General features: G+C 66.5%; 10 protein-coding genes, 1 pseudogene and 1 CRISPR repeat array (2 of these 12 running past the window's edge). Of the genes and pseudogenes, 9 read left to right on the top strand and 2 right to left on the bottom strand.

Features of this window, described 5'->3' with window-relative positions:
- A protein-coding gene (locus tag DEW08_RS24100; protein ID WP_109331991.1) for an ATP-binding protein crosses the window boundary here: on the top strand, positions 1-704 show its 3' end. It extends 1,306 nt beyond the left edge of the window; 704 of the gene's 2,010 nt are visible here — the last part of the coding sequence; its start codon lies beyond the left edge, outside the window; it ends in the stop codon at positions 702-704.
- Positions 705-715: 11 nt separating this feature from the next.
- Here DEW08_RS24100 and DEW08_RS24105 read toward each other — a convergent pair whose 3' ends face one another.
- Complete coding sequence (locus tag DEW08_RS24105) at positions 716-1,111, bottom strand: hypothetical protein (protein ID WP_109331993.1); 396 nt, start codon at positions 1,109-1,111, stop codon at positions 716-718.
- A gap of 70 nt (positions 1,112-1,181) precedes the next feature.
- Between DEW08_RS24105 and DEW08_RS24110 the strand changes: the two genes are divergently transcribed.
- Positions 1,182-2,362 (top strand): IS3 family transposase gene (locus DEW08_RS24110; RefSeq protein ID WP_109331997.1). Its coding sequence is split into 2 segments (ribosomal slippage): positions 1,182-1,476 and positions 1,476-2,362, totalling 1,182 coding nucleotides; the frame shifts between segments, so codons are not numbered across the junction.
- Between the two features lie 126 nt (positions 2,363-2,488).
- Positions 2,489-2,806, top strand: a pseudogene (locus DEW08_RS24115) (IS21 family transposase); the annotation flags it as partial.
- Here the strand turns inward: DEW08_RS24115 and DEW08_RS24120 are convergent.
- Positions 2,787-3,155 carry a transposase gene (locus DEW08_RS24120; RefSeq protein ID WP_109332396.1) on the bottom strand — a complete coding sequence of 123 codons (369 nt, stop codon included), beginning with the start codon at positions 3,153-3,155 and terminating at the stop codon, positions 2,787-2,789. The pseudogene DEW08_RS24115 and the gene DEW08_RS24120 sit on opposite strands and share 20 nt — an antisense overlap.
- Before the next feature lie 524 nt (positions 3,156-3,679).
- On the opposite strand from DEW08_RS24120, the gene DEW08_RS33585 reads away from it, so the two are divergent.
- From DEW08_RS33585 to cas2, 6 genes are all read left to right on the top strand, one after another.
- On the top strand, positions 3,680-5,053 hold the full coding sequence (locus DEW08_RS33585; RefSeq protein ID WP_181449476.1) for a type IIL restriction-modification enzyme MmeI: 1,374 nt from the start codon (positions 3,680-3,682) through the stop codon (positions 5,051-5,053).
- Complete coding sequence (locus DEW08_RS33590; protein ID WP_181449477.1) at positions 5,035-6,855, top strand: DNA methyltransferase; 1,821 nt, start codon at positions 5,035-5,037, stop codon at positions 6,853-6,855. The genes DEW08_RS33585 and DEW08_RS33590 overlap by 19 nt, the downstream gene beginning before the upstream one ends.
- Before the next feature lie 253 nt (positions 6,856-7,108).
- The gene (gene cas9, locus DEW08_RS31350) at positions 7,109-8,179 is read left to right on the top strand and encodes a type II CRISPR RNA-guided endonuclease Cas9 (protein ID WP_168220494.1); all 1,071 of its coding nucleotides are present in this window, start codon (positions 7,109-7,111) and stop codon (positions 8,177-8,179) included.
- Entirely contained in the window at positions 8,134-10,353 is a 2,220-nt protein-coding gene (gene cas9, locus DEW08_RS24130) for a type II CRISPR RNA-guided endonuclease Cas9 (protein ID WP_168220495.1), read from the top strand. The genes cas9 (DEW08_RS31350) and cas9 (DEW08_RS24130) overlap by 46 nt, the downstream gene beginning before the upstream one ends.
- Complete coding sequence (gene cas1 / locus DEW08_RS24135; protein WP_109331999.1) at positions 10,350-11,312, top strand: type II CRISPR-associated endonuclease Cas1; 963 nt, start codon at positions 10,350-10,352, stop codon at positions 11,310-11,312. The genes cas9 (DEW08_RS24130) and cas1 overlap by 4 nt, the downstream gene beginning before the upstream one ends.
- A gap of 33 nt (positions 11,313-11,345) precedes the next feature.
- Positions 11,346-11,651 (top strand): CRISPR-associated endonuclease Cas2, encoded by a 306-nt coding sequence (gene cas2, locus DEW08_RS24140; RefSeq protein ID WP_109332397.1) that lies wholly within the window; start codon positions 11,346-11,348, stop codon positions 11,649-11,651.
- Between the two features lie 74 nt (positions 11,652-11,725).
- A CRISPR array of direct repeats spans positions 11,726-12,440; the repeat unit is 36 nt; unit sequence ATTGTAGCCGATGGGAAACCGCGGTCCAGCCGCAAC; it runs 1,303 nt beyond the window's last position.

The following is a 12,440-nucleotide window of genomic DNA, read 5'->3' on the forward strand; positions in this document are numbered from 1 at the left end:
TCCGTGCCAAGTCAGAGATTCCTGGCACCGATGAAGTGCACGAAATTCAACCTCTCTTCGGTCAAGCGTTGTGGATATTCGGTCCGCAGTTCGAGAGTATTGAGTTTACGTCAAACAGAGGCATGACAACAGTTATCAAGCAGTTGTTTGGTGGCAACCAAAGGGGTTCCCTGAACAGGCCTGATTTCGTGGTTGTTCCAGACGGTAGTGTCGGCTTCTACTCACGCCCGTCCTTCGATACCGAGTTCAATGAGAACGGTATAGATGTTCTTGTGATTGTTGAACTCAAAAGCCCTGGTGTGCCTGTGGGGTCGGATGAGAAGGGGCAGGTCTGGAAGTATATTCGGGAGTTAATGAAAAAGGGCTACGTCACCGACCGGACCTCCGTTTATGGCTACGTACTCGGTGACAGGATAGATTCTATCGACGGAGGAGAGCGAAAGGAAGGAGATCGTATTTTCATTCGGCCAATGCTTTACAATACCTTCGTCGGCCAGGGTGAAAAGCGGATGCTTAACCTCCATCGACGACTGCTCGATGCTCCGTTCATGCAGGCGGCCATGGCGGAGTTCCTCGCGAAGCCGGAGGTGGAAGCGATGCCTGCCCAAATGTCGTTGCTGAATGTCCCGGCCGTTCAGGAGGGCGGGGAGGTGCCAGCACCACTACCAACTGGTAATTCCCCCGACGAAGCGGTGATGGCCTAAAGTGTGTCAGTTCAGTTTCCCATACTTGGCACCTTGCCCGCGTCGATCAGCATCCGCCCCCATGCCCGCCACGTTGGCAGAAGGCCCACGATGGCCGCCAGCGAGAGGGCAGGGGCACTGACTCCCTCGGGCTTGCGGCCCCGCTTCCTCGCGGCCTTCACCTGACGAAGCCGAACGCGGTCGATCTCCTCCCGCCAGCCGTCGGGACCTGCCGCGGCGACCGACTTCAGGAAGGCGGCCAGTTCCGCGTCGGCCATGACGACGGCCTTGTCACGACGCGAGCGCCAGCCCGACGGCTTGGCTCCCGATTCGTGGAACAGCCGCCGCAACGATCGGGCGATGTCGATGTCGCGGCGGCGGGCAAGCCATTCCTGGACGGCCGCCGCCGTGTCCGTGGTCGCGGTCATATCGACGGTGATCTTGCCTCGGTTCGGTGGACATCTCAGCTAAGCTCCGAGTGGAGTGGGAAGGTGTCTGATGACGAAGACGAGGCGATCCTTCACGGACGATTTCAAGCGTGAGGCTGTTGCCCTGCTGGAAGCGAGCGGCCGGCCCCTGGAGCATGTGGCGCGGGAGTTGGGCCTGCAGGCCTCGGTGCTGCGGAACTGGCGGCGGGTAGCCCAAGGCCACCCGCCGCGCCCACGGTCTGGTTCCCCTGCCGTATCCGACACGGCCATGCCGGCCAAGCCGGATGAGCAGACGGCGGAGATCGCGAGGCTGCGACGCGAGCTGGATCGCGTCCGGCAGGAACGCGACATTTTAAAAAAGGCCATCAGCATCTTCTCGGAAACACTGAGATGAGGTTCCGCTTCATTGAGGACCACCGGGACGAGTTCCCGACCCGGCTTATGTGCTCGGTGCTCGAGGTGTCCGCCAGCGGTTACTACGCGTGGCGTGGGCGGCCGGAAAGCCAGCGGGCCGCCGCCAACCGACAGCTTCTGGTCGAGGTCCGACGCGTTCATGGTCACCACCATGGCCGCTATGGCAGCCCGCGCGTGCATGCAGCCCTCCGAGCGGAGGGCGTCGCCGCCAGCCGGGGCCGGGTGGCGCGTCTGATGCGCCGGCACGGCATCCGGGGCGCAGCCGCACGCCGGTTCCGGCCCGTCACGACCGACAGCCGCCATGGCCTGCCAGTCGCTCCCGATCTGCTGGGCCAGGCCTTCCAGGTAGCCGAGCCCAACCGGGTCTGGCTTGCCGACATCACCTACCTGCCCACCGCTGAAGGCTGGCTGTATCTGGCGGCTCTCCTCGACTTGGCGACCCGGAAGATCGTTGGATGGGCGATGCGCGACCATATGCGCGCCGAACTCGCCACCTCCGCCCTGGTCATGGCCATCCAGCGTCAACGGCCAGCCGTGGGCCTCATCCAGCATTCCGATCGCGGCAGTCAGTATGCCTCCCGGGATTACCGGGACCTGTTGCAGGCGGCCGGGATGCGGCAATCCATGTCGCGCAAGGGCTGCTGCTACGATAATGCTCCCATGGAGAGCTTCTTCCACACTCTCAAGGTCGAGTTGGTCCATCGTACTCGGTTCGAAACCCGCGACCAGGCGCGCCGGGAGGTGTTCGCCTACATCGAAACCTACTACAATCGCCAACGCGCCCACTCGGCCATCGGATACATCACCCCCGAACAGGCCGAGCTAAGATCTGCGTGAACCTGTGTCCACCCAACCGGGGCAAGATCAGGCATTCGCTCCTCCCCCGACGTGGACGGGGAATCGAATCACGGATAGCTCGCCTTGGGAATCCCCCTCAGTGAGTCAGCGCCTCCGCTCGCCGGTATGATTCTCGATTTCGCCCGCGAGGGCCTGTCCGTGTCGGCAATCGCCCGCCGCACCGGCCTGGACCGCAAAACCATCCGCAAATACATCGCCCGCAGTCTGGAACCGCCGGCCTACACGCCGCGCCCGCCCAAGCCGACGCTCGTCGGCCCCTTCGAGCCCTATCTGCGCGAGCGCATCGTCGCGTTCCCGGAACTCACCGCCAGCCATCTGCTGCGGGAGATCCGCGCCCTCGGCTACACGGGCGGCTACACGGTGCTGAAGGATTTCCTGCGCGCCATCCGCCCGAAGATGCCGATCACCGCGACGCCCTCACCGCGACGCCCTCACCGCGCGCAGCACCGCCTTGACGGTGGCGCCGTCCATGCCGGCCGGCACGCGCACCACCGCATCGCCGATCTGCACCTCTATGGCCGGGGGCTCCTTCGGTGCGGCTGGGGGCGGCGTGGTGTCCAGCACCACCGGCGCGAACACCAAGCCCTTCTTCCTGCAAGCGGTTGGCCGCACGCGCTTCCCGGCGCCAGCCGAATACCTGCTGGGGCCGCAATCCATGACGCCGGGCCACCTCGGGAACAACAGCCCCCGGCACCGCGCCCTCGGCCAAAATCCGTTCCTTCTCCTCCGGCGACCAAGTCCGGCGGCCTACATCGCCGGTGATCACCTCCATGCGGCGCACCCGCACGGGCTACGGGTCAAGCGTAAGGTCGAGCGTAAACACAAACCGTTCTCCCGATCATGCGATCCGGGAGATTCGCTCCGCCCTGATCTCGCCAAAAGGTGGGACCAGAACACCGCTTACGTTGGACGCACGGAGGTGCTGACTCGGATTCCATGCGGCGGAACGTCGCAGCACTGGCGGCAGGAATGCCTCTTCCATCGCTTGCGTCGTCGTCTCTGGCCGGTCGCTCCGGTTCCCGCCCTCGTTGAAGCCCATGGAAGGGACGGAGTGCTCGTGTCAAGGCTAGGGGCGGTGCGCTTGCCATAGGCCCAACATATGGATTTAAAGAAACAGAAGAGTATTTGACCGTCCCAAAAGCTGTGGTCTTCGTCAAATAACAAAGAAAGTTGATTTATGCCGATGTATGATATTCCTGAAAAGGAAGCATAATCTCCCTGCTTCTATCCTTAACCTGACATTAAAATTTCCGGCGCGTATCTGGTGTAGGTAAGCACATCAGAGAACGCTCCAAGATGCTTGACAACGCCATGCGGCCTCGCATGACGGTGGAAGACTTCGTCCGCAAATGGGAACGGTCTTCACTGGGCGAGAGCCAGGGTTCGCACGAGCACTTCATCGACCTTTGCCATGTCCTGGGAGAACCTCCTCCCGCCGAAGCCGACCCGTCGGCCACCGATTACTGCTTCGAGAAAGCGATCGCAAAGACGGATCGGCGTCCCGGACGGGCCGATGTCTGGAAGCGTGGCTGCTTCGCGTGGGAATACAAGGGACCCGGCCGCAACCTGGATCAAGCCTATGCCCAGTTGCAGCGCTACGCGCCGGCCCTGGCCAACCCGCCGCTGCTGATCGTCAGCGACATGGCACGGATCCGAGTCTACACGAACTGGACCAACGCCGTCACTGTGACGCACGAGATCGGTCTGCAGGATCTGCTCGATTCCGGCCGGCGGGACATCCTGAAATGGGTCTTTTCCAATCCGGAGCGGCTGCGGCCCGGCCAGACGCGGGCCATGCTGACGGAGGAGGTGGCGGCCCGTTTCGCGACGCTGGCCGCCCGGTTGGTGGCGCGCGGGCACGACCGCTGGACCGTGGCCCATTTCCTGATGCGCCTGGTCTTCTGCATGTTCGCCGAGGATGTCGGTCTGCTCGGAAAGGGCCTGTTCACCCGGCTTCTGGACGAGGCCGCGCGTGACCCGGCCGAGTTCGTGCCGCTGGCGGAGCAACTGTTCCGGTCGATGAAGGACGGCGGGCGTCTCGGGTTCGAAAAGGTCGAGTGGTTCAACGGCGGCCTGTTCGAGGACGCGAGCGCCCTGCCGCTGGACAGGGACGACCTTGCCATCGTGCGCGAGGCGGCGCGGCTGGACTGGTCGGAGATCGACCCGACGATCATGGGCACGCTGTTCGAGCGCGGCCTGAGCCCGGAGCGCCGCCGGGCGCTGGCGCGCGAGGTGGTGCGGCGCGACCGGGAGGGCCGCTCCAAAGGGGCGGTGGGCGTCTACTACACGCCCGAACCGACCATCATGAAGCTGGTCGAACCGGTCATCACCCGGCCGCTGCGCCGGGAATGGGCGGCGGCGCGGGACCGGATCGCAGCCCTGCTCGCCCAGGCCAGGGCAGCGGGTCCCCGGCAGCGCGACCGGGTGCGCCGCGACGCGCAGGCGCTCTATGACCGCTTCCTCACGCGCCTGCGCCGGTTCCGCGTGCTGGATCCCGCCTGCGGCTCCGGCAACTTCCTGTATCTGGCGCTGCGCGAGCTGAAGGACCTGGAGCACGAGGTGGTGATCGACGGAGAGACCTTCGGCTTTCCCCGCCAGCTCGAATTCGATCTGAAGGGCAACGAGCGCCGAAGACCATCGGGCCGGAGGCGGTGCTGGGCATCGACGTGAACCCCCTGGGCGTCGAGCTGGCCCGCATCTCCGTCTGGATCGGCGCAATCCAGTGGATGCGCCGCCATGGCTACGACGTGCCGCGCAACCCCATCCTGCAGTCCCTGAAGACCATCGAGCAGAAGGATGCGCTCGTCGACCTGATCGGCGGCGAGACCCGCTGGCCCGATCCGCAAGCCCTCGCTACGGGATACGGGGACGGTGACGATGGGGAGCCGTACCGGATGGTCATCGTCGGCAACCCGCCTTTCCTGGGGGACAAGACGATGCTGGGCGAGCTGGGAGAGGAGTATGTGACCCGCCTGCGCCGCCTGTTCGAGGGCCGGGTGCCGGGTGCTGCGGATCTCGTCTGCTACTGGTTCGAGAAGGCGCGCGCCCTGCTGGAGGAGGGCCGGGTGGAGCGGGTCGGGCTGGTCGCCACCAACTCCATCCGCGGCGGCGCCAACCGCACCGTCCTCGACCGTATCCGCGCCGGCGGCACCATCGTGGAGGCGTGGTCCGACGAGCCCTGGACGGTCGACGGCGCCGCCGTCCGTGTGTCGCTGGTGTGCTTCGGCCCCAAGGGCCTGGACGAAAAGCCCCGGCTGGACGGCCGCGAGGTGCCGGAGATCTTCGCCGACCTGACCGGGGGTGGCGTGGATTTGACGAGGGCGAGGCCACTGGCGGAGAATGAGGGGGTGTGTTTTGAGGGCATCAAGAAATACGGCTCCTTCGATGTTCCCGGGTCTACGGCGCGCGCTTGGCTGTCCAGTCCCCTCAATCCGAACGGGCGGCCGAACGCCGACGTCCTGCGCCCCTGGCTGAACGCGCTGGATGTCGTCCGACGCTCTTCGGACAGCTGGGTGATCGACTTTATCGGCCTGGAGGAAGAGGAAGCCGCCTTGTACGAGGCGCCCTTCGAGCACGTGTTGCGCAACGTCCGTCCGGAACGGGACAAGGACCGCAACGAACGGACCCGGCGCGTGTGGTGGCAGCACGAGCGCCCCCGTCCCGAACTGCGGACCAGTCTCGCCGGGCTTTCCCGCTGCATCGTGACGCCGGTCGTCGCCAAGCACCGGGTCTTCGTGTGGCAGTCCACCAGCGTGTTGTCGGCCAATCTGCTGGACGTGATCGCCCGCGACGACGACACGACCTTCGGCATCCTGCACAGCCGCTTCCATGAGCTGTGGGCGTTGCGGCTGTGCACATGGCTTGGGGTAGGGAACGACCCCCGCTACACGCCGTCCACCACGTTCGAAACCTTCCCCTTCCCAGAGGGCCTAACGCCCGACATCTCAGCCTCAACCTACGCCGGCGATCTCCGCGCACAGGCCATCGCGGAGGCGGCAAAGCGGCTGAACGAGCTGCGGGAAAACTGGCTGAATCCACCGGATCTCGTAAAGACGGAACGGGAAGTGGTGCCGGGCTTTCCCGACCGCCTGCTGCCGCGCGACGAGGCCGCCGCCGCGATCCTGAAGACCCGCACCCTCACCAACCTCTACAATCAGCGCCCGGCGTGGCTCGTGCAGGCCCACGCGGCCCTCGACGCCGCCGTGGCCGCCGCCTACGGCTGGCCCGCCGACATATCCGACGAGGAGGTTCTGCGGCGCCTCCTGGCCCTGAACCACGCGAGACCGGCGGCGGATGCCGTGAAGCGCCGGAAGAAGGCCGCGAAGCCCATCAACCGCAACCAAGGGAATCTTCTGCTGCCGCTTCCCGGTGGCAAGCCGGCGCAGTCCGCCCCTGCGGAAACCCCCGAGACGGAAACGGAGCGCGCCACCGCATCTGCTCGCGCGAATCCTCGCCGGAGAAAGGCCGGATGACCGGGGTGGGGCATCGCCCAAACAAGAAGGGGCGAGCCGTAGCCCGCCCCGCATCTTGTGCCTGCCGAAGCAAGCTTGTTAACGGCTGGACCACGGTTTCCCATCGGCTAAAACAGGCAGCGTTTCCAGCTGAAAAGAGAGTAGCAGAGCCCTTCACACGGTCAAGGGTTGTGATACGCTCAGCCCCAAAGAATTTTCAGAGAATCTCCGGCGCCTGCACTCACGCGTAGTCAATTCATAAGCGGACCATCTCATGCAGCCCTACCGCCTTGCTCTTGACCTCGGCACCAATTCCCTCGGCTGGTGCGTGCTGGACTTGGACCGCAGCGATCCTCCCAGGCCGAAGGGCATCCGGCGGATGGGCGTGCGTATCTTCACCGACGGACGCAACCCGCAGGACAAGAATTCGCTGGCGGTGGCGCGGCGGATCGCGCGGCAGATGCGGCGGCGGCGCGACCGGACGCTGGTGCGCCGCGCGCGGCTGATGGCGGCGCTGATCCGCTTCGGCCTGATGCCGGGCGACCGGGCTGCGCGCAAGGCGCTGGAGCGGCTCGACCCGTTCGCGCTTCGCGCGCGGGGGCTGACCGAGCGGCTGGAGCCGCAGGAGATCGGCCGCGCGCTGTTCCACATCAACCAGCGCCGCGGCTTCAAGGCGATGCGCGGCACCGGCGACGCGGAGGAGGCGGGCAAGATCCGCTCCGGCATCGACCGGCTGGACGTGCAGATGGCGGAGGCCGGCACGCCGACGCTGGGCGCCTTCTTCGCATGGCTGCGCGCGAACGGGCGCAGCGTGCGCGCCCGGCTCGTCGGACGCGGCGCCAAGGCCGAATACCCCTTCTACCCGGCGCGCCCGATGCTGGAGGCCGAGTTCGACGCGCTGTGGGCGGCGCAGGCGCGCCATCACCCGGAACTGCTGACGGAGGAGGCGCGGACCACCCTGCGCCACCGCATCTTCCACCAGCGCCCGTTAAAGCCGCCGCAGGTCGGCAAATGCTCCCTGATCCCCGAGGATGAGCGCGCCCCGCGCGCTCTGCCCTCGGCGCAGCGTTTCCGCCTCTACACCGAACTCGCCAACCTCCGCATCATCATGCCGGACCGCAGCGAATGGCCGCTGACCGTCGAGCAGCGCGATACCATTCTGCGCGCCGCGCGTGCCAAGCCGACAAAGAAGGCCATTGGCTTCAAGGACATCCGCAAGGTGCTGAAGCTCGGCTCCGACGTCGAGTTCTCCACGAATCCACCCGCCGGCCGGAACTGGCGACCGACGAGACCTCGGCCGTGCTGGCCGACAAGAAGCGCTTCGGCCTGCGCTGGGCGCGGCTGACCCTGGCCGAACAGGACGAGGTGGTCGAGCGGTTGCTGTCGGAAACCGATGAAGGGGCGCTGATCGACTGGCTGGTCGCGCGCTGGGATCTGGAACCGGACGCCGCGGCCCGCGTGGCCGACGCACCGCTGCCCGATTTCCACCTGCGCGTCGGCCGGAAGGCTCTGGCCGCCCTGCTGCCGGTGCTGGAGACCGAATCGCGCGACGGGCGGCCGATCCGGTATGACGAGGCGGTGCCCGTCGCCTTCCCCGGCGCCCATCATTCCGACCGCCGGCCGGGCGAGCGGTTCGACCGGCTGCCCTACTACGCGAAGGCGCTGGAACGCCACGTCGCCTTCGGCACCGGCGAACCCGACGACCCGGAGGAAAAGCGGCTCGGCCGGCTCACCAACCCCACGGTCCACATCGGGCTCAATCAGGTGCGGACGGTGGTCAATGCGCTGATCGAGCGCTATGGCCCGCCGTACGAGATCGTGGTGGAACTGGCGCGCCCGTTGAAGCAGAGCCAGGAGGCCCGCCGACGGAACGAGAAGGAACAGGCGGAGAACCAGCGCAAGAACGAGGAGCGCAAGGCGCTGCTGCGCAGCGTCAACGCGCCGGTCAACGGCCGCAACCTGATGAAGCTCCGGCTGTGGGAGGAGCAGGGCACCGGCGTCAACCGCCGCTGCCCCTACACCGGCGAGACCATCGGGCTGGAACTGCTGCTGTCGGACAAGGTGGACATCGACCACATCCTGCCCTTCTCCCGCACGCTGGACGACAGCGCCGCCAACAAGGTCGTCTGCCTGACCGCCGCCAACCGGGACAAGCGCAACCTGACGCCCTACGAGCGCTGGCACGGCGACGAGGTGCGCTGGTCGCGGATTCTCGGCTGCGTCGAGGATCTGCCGCCCAACAAGCGCTGGCGCTTTTCGGAGGGCGCCATGAACCGCTGGGACGAGGAGGGCGGCTTCCTCGCCCGGCAGATCACCGACACCCAGTATCTCGCCCGGCTGGCGCGGGAGTATCTGCGCCACGTCTGCAACCCCGACCGCGTGCGGGTCTCGCCGGGGCGGCTGACCGCCCTGCTGCGCCGGCGCTGGGGCATCGACTCGATCCTGCGCGACCACAACCGCGAGGGCGGTGACGTGCCGGTGGATGCGACCTTCGCCAAGAACCGCGACAACCACCTGCACCATGCGCTGGACGCGGCGGTGATCGGCTGCATCGACCAGGGCATGGTGCAGAAGGTTGCCCAGGCCGCCTCCCGCGCCGAGGATCTCGGGCTCGACCGCCTGATGGACGACATCGACGATCCCTGGGACGGCTTCCGCGACGAGCTGGCGGTGCGGGTGCGCGGCGTGACCGTCTCGCACAAGCCGGAGCACGGCACCGGCGGTCGCCTGCACGAGGACACGGCCTATGGCCCGACCACGGAGGCGGAGCGGGCCAAGGGCTTCAATCTCGTCTACCGCAAGCCGCTCGACGGCCTGACGGAGGGGGAGGTGAAAGCCATCCGCGCGCCCGAGCTGAGGAAAAAGGTGCAGGAACGGCTGGACGGGTGCCGGGCCGCAGGCATGGACCACAAGCAGGCGATGCTGCGCGTCGCGGCCGAGCTTTCGTCGCACGAAGGGCCGTGGAAGGGCATTCGGCATGTGCGTATTCTGAAGAAGGAAGCGTCGCCGATCTGGCTGCCGGACGCCGACGGCCGGATTTACAAGGGGCTGATCGCCGGCGATATCCATCATGTCGACATCATCGCCCGAGACGACGGACGATGGATCGGCCGCGCCGTTACGCTGTTCGACGCTCGGCGGACCGCACTTCCGGATGGGCGGGCCGCGCCTTGCGCGCCGGGCGAGAGCGAGCGGTTCGTGATGCGTCTGCACAAGGGCGATGCGGTGGCGCTGACGCAAGACGGTCGCCGGCGGGTGATGAAGGTTCATATCCTGGAACCATCGCAAAACCGTCTGCGTCTGGCGGAGCATCAGGAGGCCGGCAGCCTGCAAAAGCGGCATGACGACAACGACGATCTGTTCCGCTGGTTGATCGTGACCTATGACGGGCTGCGGGAGCGGGGGGCCCGGCGGGTGACCGTCAGCCCGATGGGGGAGGTCAACGATCCCGGGTTTCCGCGCTGGGCGACGCGGGATGCGATTTCGCCCCGTCGCCGGAACAAGGCAGACGCCTCATGACCGGCCGCATCGTCGAGATCGCCGAGGACGGCCGCCACCTGTCGCTGTCGCGCGGTTTCCTGGTGGTGGAAGGGCAGGGGCGGGAGATCGGGCGCGTCCCGCTCGACGATATCGGTGCAGTGGTGGCCAACGCCCATGGGCTGACCTACAGCAACAACCTGCTGCTCGCCCTGGCGGAGCGCGGCGCCGTGGTGGTGCTGTGCGGACCGAATCACATGCCGACGGCCTTCCTGTGGCCGGTGGACGGCCATCACGTGCAGGCCCAGCGCATGCGCGCCCAGCTCAACGTCCCGGTCCCGCAGACCAAGCGGCTGTGGCAACTTCTGGTGCGCGCCAAGGTCCGCCAGCAGGGCGCGGTCCTGGAGGCGCGCGGCGCACCCGCCGGCGCGTTCGAGACGCTGGCCCGCAAGGTGCGCTCCGGCGACCCCGACAACATCGAGGCGCAGGCGGCGCGCCGGTACTGGCCGCTGCTGTTCGGGGACGACTTCCGGCGCGACACGGACGCCGCCGGCGTGAATGGCCTGCTGAACTACGGCTACGCCATCCTGCGATCCACCGTGGCGCGGGCGGTGATGGGGGCGGGGCTGCACCCCACGCTCGGCCTGTTCCACCACAACCGGGCAAACCCGCTGTGCCTGGTGGATGACTTGATGGAACCGTTCCGCCCCTTCGTGGACCTCGCCGTGGCCCGGCTGGCCGATGCGGGGCACGACGCGGTGACGCCGGAGACCAAGCGTTTCCTGGCGCTTGTGCCGTCGCTGGACCTGCCGACGGCGGAGGGAACGACGCCGCTCTCGACGGTGGTGATGCGGGCCGCGACGTCCTTGGCGCAGGCCTACGAGAATGGCGAAGCGGCGCTCGACCTCCCCGCCGGGGAAGGCACCAAGGCGTGGGCGCCAATGCCATTGGAATGGCCCGCACCCCCTCCGGCACCGTCGAAGGTGCCGCAACCGGCCTGACGGAACGCGGCGATGTTGAGCGGATACCGGATCATGTGGATGATGGTGCTGTTCGACCTTCCGGTTCTGACCAAGCGCGAACGCAAGGCTGCGACGGCCTTCCGCAAGTTCCTGCTGGACCAGGGTTTCGAGATGTCGCAGTTCTCCGTCTACCTCCGCCATTGCGTGGGCAAGGAGCAAACGGAAGCGCTGACCCGCCGAATCGAGAAGGCCGCTCCATCCACCGGCAAGGTGCACATCGTCTTCATCACGGACAAGCAGTATGAGACCATCGTGTGCTTCGATGGCCGAGTCCGCCAGCCCTCCCGGAAAAATCCGGAGCAGTACGTCCTGTTCTGACCGTCCGGACGGTGGAATCCGGGCAGAGAGACGGCGGGATAAAGCTTCTTTTTCAAAGCCTTACCCCGCAGCCGATTGTAGCCGATGGGAAACCGCGGTCCAGCCGCAACAACGCTTGGTCAATTTGTATCCTGAGGTGATTGTAGCCGATGGGAAACCGCGGTCCAGCCGCAACCCAAGAGACGCGCGGCATGCGTCGCATCCCCATTGTAGCCGATGGGAAACCGCGGTCCAGCCGCAACATCTTCGTCGGCGGCGACCGCTCAATGGGCATTGTAGCCGATGGGAAACCGCGGTCCAGCCGCAACGGAAGTAGCCGACAACGTGATCCAGCATCTTATTGTAGCCGATGGGAAACCGCGGTCCAGCCGCAACGTCGCGAGGTCGAGGGCGAGGACGCCGCCGATTGTAGCCGATGGGAAACCGCGGTCCAGCCGCAACACCGGCACCACCATCACGGCGCTGGGCACCATTGTAGCCGATGGGAAACCGCGGTCCAGCCGCAACAATGTCGGCTCGGTCGGCCTGACCGTCGAGATTGTAGCCGATGGGAAACCGCGGTCCAGCCGCAACCGACAAGCGGCACCAGATGGCGGTCGTCATATTGTAGCCGATGGGAAACCGCGGTCCAGCCGCAACTCGGCCGCCAGCTTGACGCGGGCGTACTTGATTGTAGCCGATGGGAAACCGCGGTCCAGCCGCAACAGGTCCGCGGTCGGCGAGACCGAGCCCGGGATTGTAGCCGATGGGAAACCGCGGTCCAGCCGCAACAACTCTGATGAAGTATGG

Origin of the sequence: Azospirillum thermophilum (genome assembly GCF_003130795.1) — a bacterium.
In the GTDB taxonomy this organism is placed as follows: Bacteria; Pseudomonadota; Alphaproteobacteria; order Azospirillales; family Azospirillaceae; genus Azospirillum; species Azospirillum thermophilum.